18 protein-coding genes and 1 tRNA gene are annotated in these 21,267 nt (G+C 70.8%); 14 read left to right on the plus strand and 5 right to left on the minus strand.

Annotated features, from left to right (window positions below; genetic code table 11):
• Positions 1-77 precede the first annotated feature (77 nt).
• Entirely contained in the window at positions 78-548 is a 471-nt protein-coding gene (locus MRBLMG1_RS12605) for a MarR family winged helix-turn-helix transcriptional regulator (protein WP_367823654.1), read from the plus strand.
• Positions 549-588: 40 nt separating this feature from the next.
• Here MRBLMG1_RS12605 and MRBLMG1_RS12610 read toward each other — a convergent pair whose 3' ends face one another.
• Both MRBLMG1_RS12610 and MRBLMG1_RS12615 read right to left on the minus strand, forming a co-directional pair.
• Positions 589-1,248 carry a response regulator gene (locus MRBLMG1_RS12610; RefSeq protein WP_367823655.1) on the minus strand — a complete coding sequence of 220 codons (660 nt, stop codon included), beginning with the start codon at positions 1,246-1,248 and terminating at the stop codon, positions 589-591.
• A gap of 37 nt (positions 1,249-1,285) precedes the next feature.
• A complete protein-coding gene (locus MRBLMG1_RS12615) occupies positions 1,286-3,061 on the minus strand; it encodes a sensor histidine kinase (RefSeq protein ID WP_367823714.1) in 1,776 nt (591 codons plus the stop codon).
• Between the two features lie 227 nt (positions 3,062-3,288).
• On the opposite strand from MRBLMG1_RS12615, the gene MRBLMG1_RS12620 reads away from it, so the two are divergent.
• The 7 genes from MRBLMG1_RS12620 to MRBLMG1_RS12650 all read left to right on the plus strand — a co-directional run bounded on the left by MRBLMG1_RS12620 (position 3,289) and on the right by MRBLMG1_RS12650 (position 10,729).
• Complete coding sequence (locus MRBLMG1_RS12620; RefSeq protein WP_367823657.1) at positions 3,289-3,750, plus strand: hypothetical protein; 462 nt, start codon at positions 3,289-3,291, stop codon at positions 3,748-3,750.
• Positions 3,751-3,782: 32 nt separating this feature from the next.
• Positions 3,783-4,826, plus strand: a complete 1,044-nt coding sequence (locus MRBLMG1_RS12625; protein ID WP_367823659.1) for a hypothetical protein — start codon at positions 3,783-3,785, stop codon at positions 4,824-4,826.
• Between the two features lie 543 nt (positions 4,827-5,369).
• Positions 5,370-6,329 carry a D-alanine--D-alanine ligase family protein gene (locus MRBLMG1_RS12630; RefSeq protein WP_367823661.1) on the plus strand — a complete coding sequence of 320 codons (960 nt, stop codon included), beginning with the start codon at positions 5,370-5,372 and terminating at the stop codon, positions 6,327-6,329.
• On the plus strand, positions 6,329-7,639 hold the full coding sequence (locus MRBLMG1_RS12635) for an MFS transporter (protein WP_367823663.1): 1,311 nt from the start codon (positions 6,329-6,331) through the stop codon (positions 7,637-7,639). Before MRBLMG1_RS12630 ends, MRBLMG1_RS12635 begins: the two co-directional genes overlap by 1 nt.
• On the plus strand, positions 7,636-8,232 hold the full coding sequence (locus MRBLMG1_RS12640; protein ID WP_367823665.1) for a hypothetical protein: 597 nt from the start codon (positions 7,636-7,638) through the stop codon (positions 8,230-8,232). The genes MRBLMG1_RS12635 and MRBLMG1_RS12640 overlap by 4 nt, the downstream gene beginning before the upstream one ends.
• Complete coding sequence (locus MRBLMG1_RS12645) at positions 8,229-9,368, plus strand: peptidogalycan biosysnthesis protein (protein WP_367823667.1); 1,140 nt, start codon at positions 8,229-8,231, stop codon at positions 9,366-9,368. Before MRBLMG1_RS12640 ends, MRBLMG1_RS12645 begins: the two co-directional genes overlap by 4 nt.
• Positions 9,369-9,463: 95 nt before the next feature.
• Positions 9,464-10,729: an ATP-grasp domain-containing protein gene (locus MRBLMG1_RS12650; RefSeq protein ID WP_367823669.1), complete on the plus strand. Its 1,266-nt coding sequence runs from the start codon at positions 9,464-9,466 to the stop codon at positions 10,727-10,729.
• 200 nt (positions 10,730-10,929) lie between these two features.
• Here MRBLMG1_RS12650 and MRBLMG1_RS12655 read toward each other — a convergent pair.
• Positions 10,930-11,016, minus strand: a tRNA-Leu gene (locus tag MRBLMG1_RS12655).
• A 422-nt stretch (positions 11,017-11,438) separates the two neighbouring features.
• On the opposite strand from MRBLMG1_RS12655, the gene MRBLMG1_RS12660 reads away from it, so the two are divergent.
• The 6 genes from MRBLMG1_RS12660 to pknB all read left to right on the plus strand — a co-directional run bounded on the left by MRBLMG1_RS12660 (position 11,439) and on the right by pknB (position 19,598).
• On the plus strand, positions 11,439-12,308 hold the full coding sequence (locus MRBLMG1_RS12660; protein ID WP_367823670.1) for an FhaA domain-containing protein: 870 nt from the start codon (positions 11,439-11,441) through the stop codon (positions 12,306-12,308).
• A gap of 10 nt (positions 12,309-12,318) precedes the next feature.
• Positions 12,319-12,837 carry an FHA domain-containing protein FhaB/FipA gene (locus MRBLMG1_RS12665; RefSeq protein WP_033201477.1) on the plus strand — a complete coding sequence of 173 codons (519 nt, stop codon included), beginning with the start codon at positions 12,319-12,321 and terminating at the stop codon, positions 12,835-12,837.
• 179 nt (positions 12,838-13,016) lie between these two features.
• Positions 13,017-14,513, plus strand: a complete 1,497-nt coding sequence (locus MRBLMG1_RS12670; RefSeq protein WP_367823672.1) for a Stp1/IreP family PP2C-type Ser/Thr phosphatase — start codon at positions 13,017-13,019, stop codon at positions 14,511-14,513.
• A gap of 26 nt (positions 14,514-14,539) precedes the next feature.
• Positions 14,540-15,979, plus strand: coding sequence for an FtsW/RodA/SpoVE family cell cycle protein (locus MRBLMG1_RS12675; RefSeq protein ID WP_367823674.1), 1,440 nt, complete (start codon positions 14,540-14,542; stop codon positions 15,977-15,979).
• Complete coding sequence (locus MRBLMG1_RS12680; RefSeq protein WP_367823676.1) at positions 15,976-17,442, plus strand: peptidoglycan D,D-transpeptidase FtsI family protein; 1,467 nt, start codon at positions 15,976-15,978, stop codon at positions 17,440-17,442. The genes MRBLMG1_RS12675 and MRBLMG1_RS12680 overlap by 4 nt, the downstream gene beginning before the upstream one ends.
• 155 nt (positions 17,443-17,597) lie before the next feature.
• Complete coding sequence (pknB, locus tag MRBLMG1_RS12685; protein WP_367823677.1) at positions 17,598-19,598, plus strand: Stk1 family PASTA domain-containing Ser/Thr kinase; 2,001 nt, start codon at positions 17,598-17,600, stop codon at positions 19,596-19,598.
• 167 nt (positions 19,599-19,765) lie between these two features.
• Here the strand turns inward: pknB and MRBLMG1_RS12690 are convergent, their stop codons facing one another.
• Both MRBLMG1_RS12690 and MRBLMG1_RS12695 read right to left on the minus strand, forming a co-directional pair.
• On the minus strand, positions 19,766-20,443 hold the full coding sequence (locus MRBLMG1_RS12690; RefSeq protein WP_367823678.1) for a class E sortase: 678 nt from the start codon (positions 20,441-20,443) through the stop codon (positions 19,766-19,768).
• Between the two features lie 37 nt (positions 20,444-20,480).
• The coding region (locus MRBLMG1_RS12695) for a class E sortase (RefSeq protein ID WP_367823679.1) at positions 20,481-21,267 on the minus strand (787 nt) is incomplete at its 5' end.

The raw sequence follows: 21,267 nt of genomic DNA on the forward strand, positions 1-21,267 counted from the left end.
TAAGTAACCGTTGTACTATACAACTGGAGGGTGGTGACGGGCGAACAGCGCCCCGACCACGGCAAAGGGAGCGCATCATGACCGGCGGCGACACACAGCCACCACGCGAGGCGTCCGTGGACGTCATCCAGCGCGAACTGACGGCCTTCGCCCGCCGGGCCCGCGCCGCGGCGGCCCGGGTCCACCCCGAGCTCCCGCTCGTCTCGTACACGCTCCTCGCGCACATCGAGGAGCAGCGCGGCTGCCGGGCCACCGACCTCGCGGCCCACTACCTGCTGGACAAGTCGACGGTCAGCCGCCAGGTCGCCGGCCTGGAGAAGCTCGGCCTGGTCGAGCGCCGCCCCGCCCCCGACGACCACCGCGTCCACGTCCTGCACCCCACCGAGGCGGGCTCCAGGATCCTCGCCTCGGCCCAGACCAGCCGCCTCGCCGCCTACCAGGAACGCCTCAAGGACTGGTCGGCCGACGACCTCGCCCACTTCGCCGCCTACCTGCTCCGCTACAACGCCGCGGGCACCGGCGGCCTCCCCGGCGTCCCCCCGGGCTGACGCACCCCCGCCGGGCGCCTACAGCCCCGGCGTCCCGCGGCTACAGCCCCGCGTCCCGCGCCAGCAGCGCCGCCTGGACGCGGTTCTCGCAGTCCAGCTTGGCCAGGATCCGGCTCACATACGTCTTCACCGTGGCCTCGCTCATGTGCAGCCGCCTGCCCGCGTCCGCGTTGGACAGCCCCTCGCCGAGCAGCGCCAGCACATCGCGCTCCTTCTCGCTCAGCGCCGCGACCCGCCCCCGCGCCTGCTCGGCGCGGGCGGCCTCCCGGCTCGTGGCGAGCCGCTCCACGACGTGCCGGGTCGCCGCCGGCGACAGATACGCGTCACCCGCCGCGGCCGCCCGCACCGCCCCGATCAGCTCGGCCGGCGCCGTGTCCTTGAGCAGGAACCCTGCACCGCCGTGCTCCAGCGCCCGCAGCACGTTCTCCCGCTCCCCGAAGGTCGTCAGGACGATCACCCGGGCCGCCGGCGCCGCCCGGCGCAGCTCCGGCAGCGCCGACAGACCGTCGAGCACCGGCATCTGGATGTCGAGCAGCACCACGTCGGCGGCGTGCGCCCGCGCCGCCTCGACCGCCTCCCGGCCGTTGGCGGCCTCCGCGACGACCTCTATCTCCGGGTCCGAGATGAGGATCATCCGGATCCCGGCCCTGATCAGAGGCTCGTCGTCGGCGATCACGACCCTGATCGGCTGCCCTGCCACAGCTACTCCCCCACCGCTCCGGTACGGGCGATCAGCGCTACCGCGCCGTGACCTCGTACGACTTCTTCTCGATCAGCTTGCCGCCCTTGAAGCAGAACCGGAAAACGGGCTCCTTGTCGAAGCTGTCGCTGACCTCCGAGGACATCAGGACGAGGCACGACGCACCCTCGGGCCGCGCGGGCCCGTCCTTGTTCAGGCCGACCGTGGCTATCGAGTCGCCCGACGGCAGCTGCTCCCTGACCTCCTTCTCGGGCCTCCCGACCTCCACCGCGTCGTACTGCTCGGGGTCCATCATCCCGTCCTGCACGGACCCCATCAGGAAGTAGAGGCCGAAGCCCGCCGCGACCACGAGCAGGACCAGCGCGGCGAACGCTATCCCGCAGCCCAGCGCGATCGCGCCGCCCGTGCTGCTGCTCTTGCCCCCGCGTACCGCCATCGCCAACTCCCGCTCCGTGACAGTCCAGTCGGCCGTTCCGACCGCGACCGGACGACCATCCCCCGCGAGCGGCCTCGTGGTCTGCTGCCGGAAGTCGTCGGCCTCGTCGACCAAAGGCGCTGCCTCCGCGACCGGCGCCGCCCCGTACGGCAACATCCCGGCGACCCGGAACCCGCCGCCGTCGGCCGGACCCGCATGGCACATGCCGCCGACCAGGCGGGCCCGCTCGGCGAGCCCGGTCAGCCCCTGGCCGCCGCTCACCACGTCCGCGGCGGGCCCGTCCGACGGCTCCTCGTTGAGGATCTCCACGACGAACGTGTCCGGCTCGTAGCGCAGTTCGACGCCGATCGACGCCCCCGGCGCGTGCTTGTAGGCGTTGGTCAGGGCCTCCTGCACGATCCGGTACGCGGCGTGGTCGGCGGCGGGCGCCAGGGACCGCTCCTCCCCGAGCCGGCGCAGCCCGACCGCGGTGCCGGCCGCCCGCGCCGCCTCCACGAGCCCCTCGATGCCCGCGATGCCCCGCGCGGCCCTGCCCGTCTCGTCCCCGACCCGGGCGGGCGCCACCGCGCCGTTCGGGGCCTCGATGCCGTCGCGGAGTATCCCGACGACCTCCCGCAGTTCGTGCATCGCGGTCACCGACGCGTTCCGCAGGACGCCGACCACCTCGCGCTGCCGCTCGCCGAGCTCCCGGTCGACCTCCAGGGCGCCCGTGTGCACGGCGATCAGGGCCAGTTGGTGCCCGAGGCTGTCGTGCATGTCCTGCGCGATCCGCTGCCGCTCCCACAGCCGGGCCTGCCAGGCCACCATGGTCCGCTCGCGCAGCAGTTGGGCGTTGCGCTCCTGCAGCGCGTGCAGCAGGGTCCGCCGCTGGGTCCAGTAGCGGTGGGCGAGCCCGGGGGCCAGCGTGGTGCCCAGGTAGTAGAGGGTCGCGAGGAAGGCGACGATGAGCATCCGCTGCCGGTCCCAGGACTCCAGGAGCGTCCCCCCGACGTTCAGGACGAAGGCGGCGATGTACGCGGTCAGCGCGTGCCCGGCACCCACGATGTACCGGCCGGACGACCAGCCGACCACCAGCAGCAGCGGCCCCAGACCGGGCACGAAGGGCGTGAGTCCGGCGGCCACGACCAGCGTGCTCGCGGGGAGCCTCCGCCGCACCAGCGACAGCACGGCTGCACCGGCGGCGACCGCGGCCAGCCGCCACCCCTCGCCGCCCAGGAGCTCCTCGGTCCCGGCGGCGAGCAGCGCCACGACCACGGCGAGCGCCACCTCCCCGGTGGTCCTGCGCCACGACCACTGCCCGGGCACCAGGAACCAGGCCCACACGTCGGCGACCCGGGCCCCGATCCGGCCCGCACCCCGACTCCCCGACTTCGCCATCTCGTCCACGCTCGCACCTTAGGCAGCGGACCCCGCCCCCGGCGCCTCTCTTTCGTAGCGCCCCCCGACGACCAAAGTCGCGCCCCATGATCGTTTCCGGTCACCGCACCCGGCGAGTTGACTGGTTTCTTCCTGGCGATCGATGCATAAGGAATCAAAGATTGACCCCCGTATCTCCGCCCACTCGATACGACGAGGAGGGCGGTTTGCCGTCAATGGGGGAAATCTTGCTCAAGTTGAAAAAGCGGTCCATCGCCGCCGCCATCGGGATCGCCTGCGCATCGGCACTCATGTCGAGCCCCGCCCAGGCGAACGACTGGAATGTGTCCCCCAATGACTGCGTGGACGCCTACACCTTCAAGTTCCAGCTGTTCTACCACTCGAATTTCAAGGGTTCGTGGACGAAGTTCGGGTACAGCGAGGAGAACTTCGGAGCGGATGACGGCACGCCCGGCTACCTGAAGTTCCTCTTCTGCCCGAACCGCGGCGACGGCAGCAACCAGGGCGTGAAGAACAACGCCGCGTCGGCCCACAACCACAAGGACTACGGGCGGGCCTGCATCGCCCGCGTCCACTTCAACAGCTACTTCAAGGGCATCTACGACGACATCGCCGCGGACAACTACAAGAACCTGGTGAACACCTACAACGAGAACGCCTCGTTCGAATGGATGGGTTCGGGATGCTGAGCGAGCAGGAAATCACCGAGAGGCCCTCGTCCATGCGCAAGAGCAAGGCATTCAAGCCGACCGTCGCCGCACTCGCCGTGGCAGCCCTCAGCGGTGCCTCGGTCGTCGCCATCGCCTCCTTCGACGAGAAGGAGGGCGCGCTCGGCGCCACGCCGCCGAAGGTCGCCGCGGCTTCCGCGGCGGAGCTGTGGCGGACGCCGGAGGTCGCCCCGAAGGCGGCGGACCCGTCCACCTGGACGCTGCCCATCCGCGCGTACCAGGTGAACGGCAACGACGTTCACCGCACCCTTCTCTCCGCGGCCCAGGCCAAGAAGGCGGCGGCCTGCCTGGACCGCTTCGGCGTCGCGGCGCCGTTCACCGCCCCCCAGTCGTGGGCCGAGGCGGCGCCCGCCGCGCACGCCGGGCCCAAGAACGGCATGGACGTCCGGTACGGGGACCACGACCTCGCGAAGGTGTCGGCCTACGGCTACGGCTGGCCCGACGACGCGCAGGCGGCCCCCCAGGGCGCCCGGTCCCTCGGCGCCGACGCGGAGCTGAGCCCGGAGGCCGAGCTGGCCCTCTACGGCCCCGGCGGCCGGACCGGGAAGGCGGCGGCCCGCACGGCCGCGGCCCCCACCGTGAACGGCAAGGCGGTGCCCGCCGCGGGCTGCGCCGGGGAGACCGATCAGGCGCTCGTCGGACGTACCCGTACGCCCGGCGTCCTGGACACCTCCGAGGACGCGATCACCAAGCTGGAGCGCCGGTCCTGGGACAGCATGCTCACCGACCCGCGCACGCTGGCGGTCTTCGCCAAGTGGTCCTCGTGCATGAAGACCAAGGGCTTCGACTACAAGGACCCGTGGGCGGCGAACGACGACCCGCGCTGGGCGGCGAGCGCCGGAAGGTCGCCCGAGGCCATCGCGACCGCCACGGCGGATGTGACCTGCCGGAACGCCTTCGCCGTCTCGGAGACGATGCACACGGTCGAATCGGACTGGCAGCAGCGCCTCCTGAAGGAGAACCCGAAGGTGGCCGCCGACGCCCGGGGTTACACCCAGCGCGTCATGGCGCAGGTCGACGCGACGCTGGGCCGCTGAGCGGCCTGACCATGCCCCTCGCATGACATGCGGGATGCGGCCCGCAGGACGGGTCGCATCCCGCGTCAAAACAGACTAAGCGTGCCGTTACAGCCGACGTGACATACTACGTATCGTCACACTGGGTAAGCCTCCACCCTCTCCGGCCGATCGCCACCTCACCCCTCACCACCCGAGCGACCCCCGCAGGACCGACCGAGGCCCTCCCGCCGGCCCGGCGCTCCTCCCGGGCGACAACGCTCCAGGTGAGACGTAACACGTGCGCACGGAAAGCGAGTTCACCGTCGCATCCACGGGCAGCGTGAGAATTCCGCCGCCCGAGGACGCCGTCGACTCCCTCCGCCCGAACTTGAGGCGAACAACCACCCTCCGTGCGCGGAACACTCACGCGCAACGCACCCCCACTCCGTATTGATCTTGAGAAGGAGACCGGCCAGGCGGTTTACTCGCGAGGAACGGATACGTGCAACGCGCATCGAATGGAACTTCCTCATGCCTGCCCAGAACCTTGTCCGAGACCGAGAGATGCTTCGCGGCAAACGTGTGGCCGTCGTCGCCGGCCCGGTTTCGCAGGAGGACGCCCTCTACCTGCGCACGGTGCCGCGGGCCCAGTGGTCGCTGACCGCCCTCCTCGAAGCCCTGACCGACTCGGGCGTGCACTGCGAACACCTGGATCCGACGGCCCCCGATTTCGTCACGCGGATCACCGGATTCGACGCGGCATTCCTCAACGTCCACGGTCCCTACGGAGAAGACGGCCGAATTCAGGGTCTTCTGGACTTCCTCTCGGTGCCCTACACCTCGTCCGGTGTCCTCGCCAGCAGCGTCGGCATGGACAAGCTGGTCTCCAAGGCCGTCTTCGCGCACCTGGGCATCGCCACGCCCCGCAGCTCGCAGCTCCTGTCGCCGCGGACCGCCGTCGTCGCCGCCGACTTCCCGCTGCCCGCCATGCTGAAGGCCGTGGACGGCGGCAGCAGCGTCGGACTCCGCCTGATCGAGCGGAGCGACGAACTCGCCCCGGCCCTCGCGGACATGACGGAGCGCGGGTTCACCCGGTGCTTCCTGGAGGAATTCATCACCGGGCGGGCGATGACGATCAGCGTCATTCCCACCGGCGACGGCCTGCTGTGCATGCCGCCGCTGGAATTCGTCACCAGCGCCGCGTACTACGACGAATCCACCAAGCTCGGCGGCGCCGGCGCCCCGGAAATCGAGTACCGCGTCCCCGACGACCTCCCGGCGCACACCGTCAAGGAGATGGCCCGCGGCGCGGAAGCCCTGCACGCGTTCCTGGACTGCCGGGGTGCCATTCGCGTCGACTACATGGTCGACGAGAACGACGTCCCGTACGCGCTGGAGACGAACACGATTCCCGGACTCCAGCGCCACAGCAACCTTCCCGTCTCCTGCGCCGAAGCGGGAATCTCCTACGACGAGCTCGTGATCGGGTTGCTGGCGGAGGCGGTGAAGCGGGCGACTCCCGCCCCCTGGACCGTGTCCTGATGCGAGCCGCCCTGCGCAGCCTCGAACTCCTGCCGTCTGACCCCGGACTCCGGCGCTTCGCGGCGGCCAACCTGGTGAACACCGTCGGCAGCGGCCTGTACCTCACGGGAAGCGCCCTCTTCTTCACCCGCGTCATCGGCCTGTCCTCGGGGCAGGTCGCACTCGGGCTCGGCACCGCCACGGCGGTCGGTCTCGCCCTCATGGTGGTGTGCGGGAAGCTCGCGGACCGCGTCGGGGCCAAGCCGGTCTACCTGGGGCTGCTGCTCCTCCAGGCCGCGGCCATGACGGGCTACGTGTTCGTGGACGACTTCACGGGCTTCATGGTGGTCGCCGTGATCAGCGGCGTGGCCGACCGGGGCATCTCGGGGACGGTCGGCGCCCTGATCCACGTCGTCGCGCCGCCAGCCGAACGGCTCACCGCCCGCGCCCAGCTCCGCACCGCCACCAACGTCGGACTCGGCTGCGGCACCCTGCTCGCGGGCATCGCCCTGTCCCTCGGCACCCCGACCGCGTACCGGACCCTCATCCTGGGCAACGCGCTGCTCTTCCTCGTCGCCGCGGCGCTGATCTCCCGGGTGCCCGCACGGGCACCGCTGAAGCGGGACGGATCCGGCGCCGAGACGGCCGCCGCGCGGGCGCCCCGCCCCCTGCGCGACCGCGGCTACCTGGCCGTCACCGCCGCGAACGGGCTCCTCTCCCTGCACGTGAGCACGCTCTCCTTCGCCCTTCCGCTGTGGGTCGTCACCCGTACCGAGGCCCCCGCCTGGTCCGTCTCGCTGCTGGTGCTCGTCAACACGGTGCTCGTCGTGCTGCTGCAGGTCAGAGCGGGTCGCAGCGCGGCGACGCTGCCCGCGGCCGTCCGCCAGACGCGCAGGGCCGGCCTGCTCCTCGCCCTCTCGTGCGGCCTGATGTTCCTGACGGCGCACCTCCCGGTCACGGCGGTCGTCCCGGTCCTCCTCCTGTGGGCCGTCGTCTTCACGCTCGGCGAGCTGGCCCAGTCCTCCAGCGGGTTCTACTTCGGCTTCGAACTCGCCCCCGACACCGCGCAGGGCGCCTACCAGAGCGTCTTCGCACTGGGTCCGGGCATCATGCGGAGCCTCGCGCCGGGACTCCTCTCCCTGGTCGTCCTCGACCACGGATCCGCCGGCTGGCTCTGGCTCGGCGCACTGTTCACCGTCGCCGGCGTCCTCACCGCCGCCTGCGCCCGCCGAGCCGGCCTCCGCCTGACCACCGACCCGTCCACCCCGGTCGACCCCGTCGACGAGGTAGTTCCCGTCGGCGCCCCGACCGCCACAGGGAGCGCCACATGACCCCCCACCGCCCGCGCACACCGGGCACACCGCTCCTCCGGGAGCCGCTCGCCGTGCGCCGCTTCGGACAGCACTTCACCCCCGAGGAGATCGCGGATCCCGACGCCGTGTGGCCGTCGGACGGCCCGCACGAGTGGGGGGAGCGGTGCTGCGGGCTGGCGTGCCTGCGCATGCTGCTCGACTTCCACGGCCTCGCCGTGCCCGACCGGCTCCCCCTGCTGCACCACGGTCTCGCCCTCGGCGCGCACACCCCCAAGGGGTGGCTGCACGCGGGCCTGGTCCGCCTGGCCGCCGAGTACGGACTCCAGGGCCACGCCTCGCCGTTCACCGACCCCGAGCCCCTGCGGGAGCTCGCCGAGGCCGGCACCCCGTCGATCGTCTCGTGCTCGTTCCGCTTCCCTGAGGACGGCCGCAAGGGCGGCCATCTCGTGCTGTTCACCGGCGAGTTCGAACGGGACGGCGAGGTGTACGCCGGCTTCGCCGATCCCTCGCGCTGGGGAGCCGACCACGCGTCCGTGCCCGCGGCGCGCTTCTGGTCGAGCTGGACGGGGCGCGCCGTCGTCCTCACTCCGGTGAGGGCGTGCGCCGCATGAACGTCACCCTGGCCCGTACCCTCGCGGAGGTCCCGCTCGCCGAGTGGGACGCCCTCGCCGGCGGATCGTTCTACGCCGGACACGACTGGGCCGCCTACCAGGAACTCGATCCGCACGCGCGCGCGTACTACGTCCTCGTCCGCGACGAGGAGGGCGCGCTGGTCGCCGCCGCGAGCGCCTATCTCGTGGCGCGCGAGGGCAGCGGCCGCTACCGGCCCTCCACCGTGTTCCCCGACCTCGGACTCGCCCCTGAGGGACCGGTCCTGCTCGTCGGGAACCGGCGGGGCCACGCCAACCGGCTGCTGCTCGACCGCGCCCATCCCCACGCGGACAGGGCGCTCGACCAGCTGGTCGCGGCGGTCGACCGACTCGCGGCCGACGAGGCCGGCGGCCACGCGTGGTGGCTGTACCTCGGCGAGGAGGACGCACGGCGGCTGCTGCCGTACGCGCGTCTGCCCCGGCCCAGACTGCTCGCCGCCGACTGCGCCATCAGCCTGCCCGGCGACGGCTTCGACGACTACCTGGCCGCCGCCACCGGCAACCAGCGCCGCCAGATCCGCAAGGACCGGCGCACCTTCCTCGACGCCGGCTACACCTACCGCGCCGAGGCGTTCCGGGACGTCTGGCGCCCGATGGGCCCGCTGATCGCCTCCCACCAGAGCCACCACGGTCACCAGGCCGCCGACGAGGCGATGACGGAGCTGATGCGGCAGCAGGCCGAGACCTGCGGCCGCAACGCCACTGTGCACACCTGCGGCCGCGGCCCCGCCATGGTCGGCTGCGCCCTGACCTTCACCACGTCGACCCAGATCGCCGCCCGGGCGTACGGCTTCGACCACTCCCGGGGCGCGTCGGCCGCCGAGTACTTCGAGCTGTTCTACTACCGGCCCATCGAGCAGGCGTACGCGGCGGGCGTCCGCGAGGTGCACCTGGGCATCGGCACCCTCCAGCCCAAGATCCGCCGGGGCGCGCGCGTACTGCTGCTCTGGGGCCTCGTCACGGGCGCGGGCCTGCCGGCCGCGGACGACGGGGCCGCGGCCGTCCTCAACCGCGACGCGTGGGAACGGACGGCCGCGCAGCTCGGGGACCGCCCGGACGCCCTCTCCGACACCCTGCTGCCGCTCGCCCTCGCATGACCGGCGCCGGACGCACGCGTCGGCGCCCTTCCCTCCGCGTTCACATCCACGGCGCAGGTGCGCCCTGCGCCCACCCTCTCCAGAAGGACCCTCTCGTGGGAAACTCATGGCTCGTCTCAGTCGAGCTCCACACCCTGCCCGGCGGCGCCCGTGAGCTCGCGTCGGCCGGCGACCGGCTGACCGCTCCGAGTCAGCAGTTCCTCGCCGCCGCACGCGCGCGTGGCCACCGCACCGCGGTGGTCGCGGCCGACCGCTCGTTCTACGGATCGGCCTTCGACGACCTGGTGGACGCCTGGCTCATCACGGACACCAGCAGCCCGGAGCACGTGGGCCGGATGCTCGTGGCGCTGAGCGGCGAGGTCGCCGCGGTCCACAGCTCCGTGGACAGCTTCGTCGGCGTCGCGGCGAGCGTGGCCCGCCAGTACGGCCTCCCCGGGCCCGCCCCGGACGGAGCGGCCATCCGTCGCGACAAGTCCGCCGCCAGGGCCGCGATGGCACGCGCGGGCGTGGAGGACGTCCGCTGGGCCACCCAGCCGGCCGACGCGGAGGCCCCGTCCTCGCCGATCGGCTATCCGTGCGTCGTCAAGCCGGTGGACGGAGCGTCGAGTTGGGACGTCGCCCTGGTCGAGAGCGACGAGGAGGTGGCCGCCGTCGCCCGTAACCACATGGCACGGTCGTACGGCCGCGGGGTCCGCCCCCGCAGGACCCTGCTGTTCGAGGAGGTCCTCAACGGGCCGGTGTTCAGCGCGGAGGGCTTCGTCGACGCCGACGAACTGACCGTCTTCGGCTACTCGGACCGCGTCATGACCGAGCCGCCGTACTTCGTGGAGCTGGCGCTGCGCTTCGCCGCCGAGCCCCCCTGCCCCGGCGCCGAGGACTTCGTACGGGACACGCTGCGGGCGCTGGACTACGACTTCGGACCGTTCCACCTGGAGTTCGTCCTCACCGAGGACGGCCCCCGCCTCCTGGAGACGAACGCCCGCCTCGTCGGCGCCGGCATGCAGCAGGCCATCGGTTACGTGTCCGGTCTCCGCCCCGCCGAGGTCGTGGTGGCGAAGCTGACGGGCGCGGCCGTCCCCGCCCTCACTCCGGACGGGGCGGTGACCGAGCTGCGCATCACGTCCCCCGTGACGGGCCGTCTCCGCGGCGTCACGGGCCTCGAAGCGGCGGCGGCGGCCCCCGGCTGCCGTTCCGTCGGCATGTACGTGGAGCCGGGCGAGGCCGTCAGCGCCGACGTGCACAGCAACAGTCAGCGGGTCGGCTACGTCCAGGCCGTGGGCGGGACCCGGGAGGACTCGTACCGCAACGCCCTCGCCGCGGCGGCGCTCATCGAGCTGGACGTGGACACCGAGGCGGTCTGACGGCCCGCCGCACCACCGGTGGACTCCCGAGGGCCAGGGGCGCGCTCCTGGCCCTCGCGGGCACCGGAAGCGGCGTACGTCACACCTCACGGCCTGAAGGGCCTTCGGTCCGCAGGTCCTTCGGTCGGGAGACCCCCGGCCCGTCCTGTGGGCAAAAAGCAAGACGGTCGGCATCGTGTCACGATGCCGACCGTCTCGACTGGTGCGCGAGGGGGGAGTTGAACCCCCACGCCCTTTCGGGCACTGGAACCTGAATCCAGCGCGTCTGCCTATTCCGCCACCCGCGCATTGGGTGTGCTCCGGACCCTCTCGCTTTTCAGCGGGAGTGCCTGGCGACATCTGAAGATTAGCACGTCGGAGACCGTGGATTCACACCCGTTGTTTCGGCTCCGCTCGTGCAGAACAAGGTGAGGAGGGAGGAACGAGGGGAAGGAGGGAAGGAGCGGGCGTGGGAGGCGGGGGAGAAGGGTGGAGGAGGAGGGACGAAGGGGATGGACCGCACCGTCGTCCCGCACGGACCTCGGGACCGCGCCCCGGTTCCGCCGCCGGGTGCGGGACACTGTCCACAGGCCGCCTCTACGATCCGTGGGGGAAGCCTGTGAGAGGTGACACTCGTCCACAGGGCAGAGAAGGGGAACCAGCCGATTTCCCGACGCGTGGATACGATCAGTAAGCAGTACCAGGACGACAACGACGGAGGAGGTGCCCCATGGGAGTCCTGAAGCGATTCGAGCAGCGCCTCGAAGGTCTGGTCAACGGCACCTTCGCCAAGGTCTTCAAGTCCGAGGTCCAGCCCGTCGAGATCGCCGGCGCGCTCCAGCGCGAGTGCGACAACAACGCGACGATCTGGAACCGCGAGCGGACCGTCGTCCCCAACGACTTCATCGTGGAGCTGAGCACGCCGGACTTCGAGCGTCTCAGCCCGTACTCGGGCCAGCTCGGCGACGAGCTCGCCGGCCTGGTCAGGGACTACGCCAAGCAGCAGCGGTACACCTTCATGGGCCCGATCAAGGTCCACCTGGAGAAGGCCGAGGACCTCGACACCGGCCTGTACCGCGTCCGGAGCCGCACGCTGGCGTCGAGTACGTCACAGCAGCAGCCCCCGGCGGGACAGCAGCAGGGCCAGGGACAGGGCCAGGGACAGGGCCAGGGACGCGGCGGTTACGGGTACCCCCCGGCCGGCGCCCCGCCCATGCCCGCCGCCCCGCCGCCCGCCGCTCCCGGCCACCGTCCGACCGCGCCCGGCGGCCGCCCCCAGGGCGGTCCCGTCGCCGTGCCCGGCACCGGTGCGGGCACCGGGACGCGCCGCTGGATCGAGATCAACGGCAACCGCCACCAGATCTCCCGCCCGACCCTGGTCCTCGGCCGCAGCACCGACGCGGACGTGAGGATCGACGATCCCGGCGTCTCCCGCCGGCACTGCGAGATCCGGACCGGAACGCCCTCGACGATCCAGGATCTCGGATCCACCAACGGCATCGTGGTGGACGGGCAGCACACCACCCGCGCTACGCTCCGCGACGGCTCGCGGATCGTCGTGGGCAGCACCACCATCGTTTACCGGCAAGCCGAAGGGTGAAGCGGGGGCAATGTCAGAGCTGACCCTGACGGTCATGCGGTTGGGTTTCCTGGCCGTTCTGTGGCTGTTCGTCATCGTGGCCGTCCAGGTCATCCGCAGCGACCTCTTCGGTACGCGGGTCACCCAGCGCGGTTCGCGGCGCCAGGAGGCGCGGCCGCAGCAGGCCGCGCGCCAGGCCGCCGCTCCTCCGCAGCAGCGCGGCCAGCAGAGCGCGGGCGGCCGCCAGCGCCGCGGCGCACCGACCAAGCTGGTCGTGTCCGAAGGCACCCTCACCGGCACGACCGTCGCCCTCCAGGGCCAGACGATCACGCTGGGCCGGGCGCACGACTCGACCATCGTGCTGGACGACGACTACGCCTCCAGCCGTCACGCCCGGATCTACCCGGACCGCGACGGCCAGTGGATCGTCGAGGACCTCGGGTCCACGAACGGCACCTACCTCGACCGGACCCGGCTCACCACCGCCACGCCGATTCCGCTGGGCGCGCCGATCCGCATCGGCAAGACCGTCATCGAGCTTCGGAAGTAGTGCTACATCATGAATAGGCACGAGCGGAGCGAGCGAGCCGGGACGGTCCCCGCCACAGGCCGTGCCGCGCTCCCGACCGGAGCGACTGAAGCGACCGGCGTGACCGGAGCGACCGGAGGGTGGGCAGTGTGGGTCGAGACCGGCTGTACCCCGATGCAGCGTCGACAGGGCAGGTGCGCATGACTCTGTCCCTGCGATTCGCCGCGGGCTCGCACAAGGGCATGATCCGCGAGGGCAACGAGGACTCGGGCTACGCCGGGCCCCGACTGCTCGCCATCGCCGACGGCATGGGCGGCCAGGCCGCCGGCGAGGTCGCCTCCTCCGAGGTGATCTCCACCCTGGTCACCCTCGACGACGACGTCCCCGGCTCCGACATCCTCACCTCGCTCGGTACGGCGGTGCAGCGCGCCAACGACCAGCTCCGGATGATGGTCGAGGAGGACCCGCAGCTGGAGGGCATGGGCACCACGCTCACCGCCCTGCTGTGGACGGGCCAGCGGCTCGGCCTCGTGCACGTCGGCGACTCGCGCGCCTACCTGCTCCGCGACGGTGTCCTCACCCAGATCACCCAGGACCACACCTGGGTCCAGCGCCTCGTCGACGAGGGCCGGATCACCGAGGAAGAGGCCACCACCCACCCGCAGCGCTCGCTCCTCATGCGCGCGCTCGGCAGCGGCGACCACGTCGAACCCGACCTCTCCATCCGCGAGGTCCGGGCCGGCGACCGCTACCTGATCTGCTCCGACGGCCTGTCCGGCGTGGTCTCGCACCAGACCCTCGAGGACACCCTCGCCAGCTACCAGGGCCCCCAGGAGACCGTGCAGGAGCTGATCCAGCTCGCGCTGCGCGGCGGCGGCCCCGACAACATCACGGTGATCGTCGCCGACGTCCTCGACGTCGACGGCGGCGACACCCTCGCCGGTCACCTCAGCGACACCCCGGTCATCGTGGGCGCGGTCGCCGAGAACCAGGCCGCCCAGCTGAACGACGGCGGCGCCATGCAGACCCCGGCCGGCCGCGCCTCCGGCCTCGGCCGCCCCGCCCCGCACCAGCAGCCGCCCGCCGGCGGCTTCGGCCCGCCCGGCAGCGGAGACGACCACGGGTACGGCGGCATGCCGCCGCAGGGCTCCTTCGAGTCGTACACGGACGACGACTTCGAGAAGCCGCGCACCGGCCGCAAGTGGCTCAAGCGCTCCTTCTTCCTCCTCCTGATCCTCGCCGTCGCCGGCGGCGGGCTCTACGGCGGCTGGCGCTGGACGCAGACGCAGTACTTCGTGGGCGCCAAGGACCAGCACGTCGCGCTGTACCAGGGCATCAGCCAGGACCTGGCGTGGATCTCGCTCTCGAAGGTCGAGAAGGACCACCCCGAGATCGAACTCAAGTACCTGCCCGCCTACCAGCAGAAGCAGGTCGAGGACACGATCGCGGGCGGCAGCCTCGGCAAGGCCCAGACGAAGATCGCCGAGCTCTCGGTGCAGGCCACGGCCTGCAAGAAGACCGAGCAGCGCCGCGAGGCCGCCGAGAAGGCCGCCGCCGACCGCGCGGCCAAGCCGCCGACCCAGAAGCCCGGCGAGCCCGCCACCCCCGACTCCAAGCCCACCACAGCCGCTCCCTCCCCGGGTCCCAGCCTCACCGCCGAGGAGCAGAAGCTGGCCTCGAACTGCGGCAAGCAGTAAGCACCCGTAGGGGGCCTTTCACCACCATGAGCGTTGTCACCAACACGACCACCATCGGCGCGATCGAGGCGCCGAGCCGCCGCAACACCGAACTGGCGCTGCTGGGCTTCGCCGTCATCATCCCGGTGTTCGCGTACCTCAACGTGGGCTTGGCCATCGACGGCAAGGTCCCGGCCGGCATGCTCGGCTACGGCCTCGGCCTCGCACTCCTCGCAGGCGTCGCCCACCTCGTGGTGCGCAAGTGGGCCCCGTACTCCGACCCGCTGCTCCTGCCCCTCGCCACCCTGCTCAACGGCATGGGCCTGGTGCTGATCTGGCGCCTGGACCAGTCGCCGCGGCTGATCGCCGCGGCGAAGCGCAACTACGGCTCCTTCAGCCCGGACGCCCCGAGCCAGATGCTGTACTCGGCGATCGGCGTCGCCATGTTCGTGGGCGTGCTGCTGCTGCTCAAGGACCACCGGGTCCTGCAGCGCTACACCTACATCTCCATGGCGGCCTCTCTCGTCCTGCTGCTGCTGCCGCTCGTCCCGGGCCTCGGTGCGGACGTCTTCGGCGCCAAGATCTGGATCCGGGTCGGCGGCTTCTCGATCCAGCCCGGTGAGTTCGCGAAGCTGGTCCTCGCGGTGTTCTTCTCCGGCTACCTGATGGTGAAGCGCGACGCGCTGGCCCTGGCCAGCCGCCGCTTCATGGGGCTCTACCTGCCCCGTGGCCGTGACCTCGGCCCGATCATCACGATCTGGGCGGTCAGCCTCCTCATCCTGGTCTTCGAGAACGACCTCGGTACCTCGCTCCTCTTCTTCGGCATGTTCGTGATCATGCTGTACGTGGCGACGGAGCGGACCAGCTGGATCGTCATGGGTTTGCTGATGGCCGTGGCCGGCGCGGTGGTGGTGGGCTCCACGGCCAGCCACGTGCAGTCCCGTGTCGCCGCCTGGCTCGACCCGTTCGGCTGCCTGGAGACGGCCACCGACCAGAACATGCTCAACGCCTGTGACCAGATGACGCAGGTGCTGATGTCGTTCGGTTCGGGCGGCATCCTCGGCACCGGCCTCGGCCAGGGCAACTCCGATCTGATCCAGTTCGCCGCCAACTCCGACTTCATCTTCGCCACGGTCGGCGAGGAGCTCGGTCTGGCCGGTGTGATGGTCTTCCTGCTCCTCTACGGGCTGATCATCGAGCGCGGTGTCCGCACCGCCCTCGCGGCCCGCGACCCGTTCGGCAAGCTGCTCGCGATGGGCCTCTCCGGCGCTTTCGCGCTGCAGGTCTTCGTCGTCGCCGGCGGTGTGATGGGCCTCATCCCCCTCACCGGTATGACGATGCCGTTCCTCGCGTACGGCGGATCCTCCGTGATCGCCAACTGGGCCCTGATCGGCATCCTGATCCGGATCAGCGACACCGCGCGCCGTCCCGCGCCCGCGCCCGCCCCGTCCCCCGACGCCGAGATGACCCAGGTGGTCCGTCCGTGAACAAGCCGCTGCGGCGGGTCGCGATCTTCTGCGGCCTGCTCGTCCTCGCCCTGCTGCTGCGGGACAACTGGCTCCAGTTCGTTCGCGCCGATGAGCTGAACGCACATCCCAAGAACCGGCGTGTGCAGATCGAGCGGTACTCGAACGAGCGCGGGAACATCATCGTCGACGGCAAGCCCGTCACGGGCTCCGCCGACTCGGGCGACAAGTTCTACAAGTACAAGCGGACCTACCTCAACGGCCCCATGTGGGCCCCCGTCACCGGCTACGCCTCGCAGGCCTACGACGCCAACCAGATCGAGAAGATCGAGGACGGCATCCTCACCGGCAACGACGACCGGCTGTTCTTCGACCGGACGCTGGCGATGTTCACCGGCGAGAAGAAGAAGGGCGGCGACGTCGTCACCACCCTGAACGGCGCGGCGCAGAAGGCCGCGTTCGAGGGTCTCGGGAGCAAGACCGGTGCCGTCGTGGCGATCGAGCCGAAGACCGGCAAGATCCTGGCGATGGCGTCGACGCCGTCGTACGACCCCTCCTCGTTCGCCGGCTACTCCGGCAAGGACGAGAAGGCGTGGGTCGCGCTGGAGAACGACAAGAACAAGCCGAAGCTGAACCGCGCGATCCGTGAGATCTACCCGCCCGGCTCCGTCTTCAAGGTCGTGACCGCCGCCGCCGCGCTGGAGAACGGCAAGGTCACCGACATCAACGGGGCGACCCAGACCCCCGAGGGCTGGAAGATCCCGCTGTCGACCAAGCCGATGAAGAACCACTCCGGCGGCTGTGCGAACGCGAGCCTGAACGAGGCGCTGCGGATCTCCTGCAACTCGGTCTTCGCGAAGCTCGGCGACGACGTCGGCCGCGACAAGATGGTCGAGATGGCCGAGAAGTTCGGTTTCAACGCCGAGCAGTTCACCCCGGTCCGCTCCGCCGCCTCCGTCTACGACAAGAAGGCCGACCGCGGCGGCAACGCGCTCTCCTCGATCGGCCAGTTCAACACGGCGACGACCCCGCTCCAGATGGCGATGGTCACGGCGGCCATCGCGAACGACGGCAAGCTGATGAAGCCGTACATGATCGACGAGCTGCGCGCCCCGAACCTCGATCTGATCAAGAAGAACGAGCCGGAGGAGATGAGCCAGCCGGTCTCTCCGAAGAACGCGCAGCTGCTCCAGGAGATGATGGAGAACGTCGTCTCCAACGGCACCGGCGGCAAGGCCGACCTGAACATGGACGGCGTGAAGGTCGGCGGCAAGACGGGTACGGCCCAGCACGGCGAGAAGAACGCCAAGCGTCCGTACGCGTGGTTCATCTCGTACGCGAAGACCTCCGAGGGCTCCCCCGTGGCGGTCGCCGTGATCGTCGAGGACTCGGCGGGCACGGACCGCGAGGACATCAGCGGTGGTGGTCTGGCGGCCCCGATCGCGAAGGCCGTCATGAAGGCGGTCGTGAAGAGCCGGGGCTGACCTCAGGACGCGGTACGAGCCAGGTACCGGTCGGGTATCAGCTGGCGGCCCCGGGCGGAAGACATTCCCGGGGCCGGTACCGTATCCGCGAACAGCACACACCGCCGGACCACCCATGGGTGCGGTCGGGACAGACGGAGAGGGCTGGATTAGCTATGGAAGAGCCGCGTCGCCTCGGCGGCCGGTACGAGCTGGGCTCGGTGCTCGGCCGTGGTGGCATGGCCGAGGTGTACCTCGCCCAGGACACCCGGCTCGGCCGCACCGTCGCCGTGAAGACGCTGCGGGTCGACCTGGCCCGCGACCCGTCCTTCCAGGCCCGGTTCCGCCGTGAGGCACAGTCCGCCGCCTCGCTGAACCACCCGGCGATCGTCGCCGTGTACGACACCGGCGAGGACTACGTCGACGGGGTCTCCATCCCGTACATCGTGATGGAGTACGTCGACGGGTCGACCCTGCGTGAGCTGTTGCACTCCGGGCGCAAGCTGCTGCCCGAGCGCACTCTCGAGATGACGGTCGGCATCCTCCAGGCGCTGGAGTACTCGCACCGCGCCGGCATCGTGCACCGCGACATCAAGCCGGCGAACGTCATGCTGACGCGCACCGGCCAGGTCAAGGTCATGGACTTCGGCATCGCGCGCGCCATGGGCGACGCGGGCATGACCATGACGCAGACCGCCGCGGTGATCGGCACGGCCCAGTACCTCTCCCCCGAGCAGGCCAAGGGCGAGCAGGTCGACGCCCGCTCCGACCTGTACTCGACGGGCTGCCTGCTGTACGAGCTCCTCACGGTCCGGCCTCCGTTCATCGGGGACTCCCCGGTCGCAGTCGCGTACCAGCACGTCCGCGAGGAGCCGCAGCCGCCGAGCAACTTCGACGGCGAGATCACGCCCGAGATGGACGCCATCGTCCTGAAGGCGCTGGTCAAGGACCCCGACTACCGCTACCAGTCCGCCGACGAGATGCGCGCGGACATCGAGGCCTGCCTCGACGGCCAGCCGGTCGCCGCGGCCGCCGCGATGGGCATGGGGATGGGCATGGCGGGCGCGCCCGCGTACGGCGGGGGCTACGGCGGCTATCCGCCGGAGGACCAGCCGACCACGGCCCTGCGTCAGGCCGACCCGGCCGGCCAGACGTCGATGATGCCCCCGATCAACGCGGACGACGGCGGCGGCTACGGCTACGACGACCGCCCGGACCGCCGTCGCGGCGGCCAGAAGAAGTCGAACACCTCGACGATCCTGCTGGTCCTCGCGGGCATCCTGGTGCTCGTCGGCGCGATCTTCATCGGCGTCTCGCTCTTCGACAAGCAGGAGGGCACGCAGCAGGTCACCGTGCCCCAGCTGGTCGGCCAGGACATGAAGTCGGCGACGACTCTCGTGGGCAACGCCCAGGTGAAGGTCCAGCAGGCCGGCACCGAGCGCTGCGACCAGCCCAAGGGCCTGATCTGCCGGCAGACCCCCGTCGCGGACAACGTGGCCAAGATGGACGTCGGCGGCACGGTCCAGGTGTACGTCTCCGAGGGCGCCCCCCTCGTGGAGGTCCCGGACGTCGTCGAGCAGTCCGAGGACCGCGCCCGGGAGCGCCTGGAGAGCAAGGGCTTCAAGGTCAAGGTCGAGCAGCAGGAGTCGGAGGAGGACCCGGGCACGGTCCTCAGCCAGAACCCGCAGAGCAACACCAAGGCGGAGAAGAACTCCGAGGTGACGATCACCGTCGCGAAGCAGAACCAGGTCACGGTTCCGCCGGTCGTCGGCAACCAGCTCGCCCAGGCCGAGCAGCAGCTCAAGGACCTCAAGTTCGTCGTGGTCACCGAGTACGTCGACTCCGACCAGCCCAAGGACCAGGTCCTCTCCCAGACCCCCGACGGCAACGTCAAGGCCGCCGAGGGCTCCGAGGTCAAGCTCCGCGTCTCCAAGGGCCCGCAGCAGACCCAGGTCCAGATCCCCACGGGCCTGAGCGGCAAGAAGTTCAAGGAGGTCAGGGACCAGCTCCAGGGCATGGGCCTGACGGTCGTCCAGCAGGGCTCCGACAAGGAGGACGCCATGGTCATCGGCACCAACCCGCCGGAGGGGTCGATGGTCAACACCACCGACCCGATCACCGTCGTCACGATGGGTGGCGGCGGCGGAGACAACCGCGGCGGCGGCTTCTTCGGCTGACGGCCGCACGGCCCGACGGCCGACGGCCTGACGGTCGTCCCGCGCACGCGAACGGGAGAGCCCCGGCATCCAGGACGGATGCCGGGGCTCTCCCGTTCGGCGCGTTCTCCCGGTGCCTCGGAATCCGGTGTCCCGGTGTCCCCTCAGCGCGGCTCCGGGGTGTCCCCTCAGCGCAGCTCCGCCGGCGGGGTGCGGTCGCGGTCGACCTTCTCCGCCCGCTCCAGTTCGCCCCAGACGATGTAGCGGTAGTCCGAGGTGTACATGGGGGTGCAGGTGGTCAGCGTGATGTAGCGGCCGGGCTTGGTCCTGCCCGACTCCGTGGGGACGGGCTGGAGGACGTCGACGTTGTACTTCGTCGTCTCGGGCAGGGTCTTGTAGACCTTGTAGACGTACCAGGTGTCCTTGGTCTCGAAGACGATCGGGTCCCCGGTCCTCAGCTTGTGGATGTTGTGGAACTTGGCGCCGTGCCCGTCCCGGTGCGCGGCCAGTGTGAAGTTGCCCTGCTTGTCCTGCGGGAGCGCGGACTTGATCGGGTCGGTGTAGTAGCCGGCGACACCGTGGTTGAGGACGTCGGTGCCGGTGCCCCGCTTCACCAGGACCTCGTCGTCGTCCATGGCGGGGACGTGCAGGAAGCCGATGCCGTCCTTGGTGTCGAGCGCGCCGGGGCCCTGGTCGGCCCACTGGTCGCGGACCTGGGCGCCGTCCTTGTCGGCGACACGGTCGGCGAGGACGTTGGTCCACCACAGCGAGTAGACGACGAACAGTCCGAGCACCAGGCCCGCTGTGATGAGGAGTTCGCCGAAGGCGCTGATGAGCCCGGCGATCCGGTTGCGCGCGCGTGCCACTAGGTCGTCCCGTCGTCCCGTCCGGAGGTGTGGGGTCTCAGCCTACGAGCGCTTCCGGCTTTCCCTTGCTGCGCGGGCGTTCCTCGACCAGCTTGCCCCACACGATCATGCGGTACGTGCTGGTGAACTCGGGGGTGCAGGTGGTCAGCGTGATGTAGCGGCCGGGCTTGGTGAAGCCCGAGCCCTTCGGGACCGGTTCGATGACCGAGATGTTCGACGGCGAGGTCTGCGGCAGGATGCTGGCCATCTCGTAGGTGTAGTACGCGTCCTGGGTCTCGACGACGATCGGGTCGCCGGGGTTCAGCTGGTTGATGTAGCGGAACGGTTCGCCGTGCGTGTTGCGGTGGCCGGCGACGGCGAAGTTGCCCTGCTCGTCGGCGGGCATGGCCGTCTTCAGCTTGCCCTCGCCGTAGTGGCCGACCATGCCCTTGTCGAGGACCTTGGCCTTGCTGATGCCCTCGGCGATGGGGGCGACGACGTCCAGCTTGGGGATGTACATGATGGCGAAGCCCTCGCCGGGCTCGAACGCCCCCGGCTTGCTGTCGTCCTTCTTCTTGCCGGCGTCGCCCTTGGCCCAGGTGTCCTCGATCTGCGCCTTGGCCCGGTCGGTCTCCTGACCGGCGAGGACGTTCGTCCACCACAGCTGGTAGGTGACGAAGAGGAGCATGACGACGCCGAGGGTGATGAAGATTTCGCCGACGACCCGGCTGGCGACGACGCCGACGCTGTCCTTGGCGGCGCGGGCGGCGCGGCGGGCCTCGACGCGGGAGAGGGGCCGGGCCTCCGCGGGCGCTTCCGCGGCGGCCGCGGGGGCGGCGCCCCGG

It is taken from the genome of Streptomyces sp. LMG1-1-1.1, from assembly GCF_040815545.1.
Classification (GTDB): Bacteria; Actinomycetota; Actinomycetes; order Streptomycetales; family Streptomycetaceae; genus Streptomyces.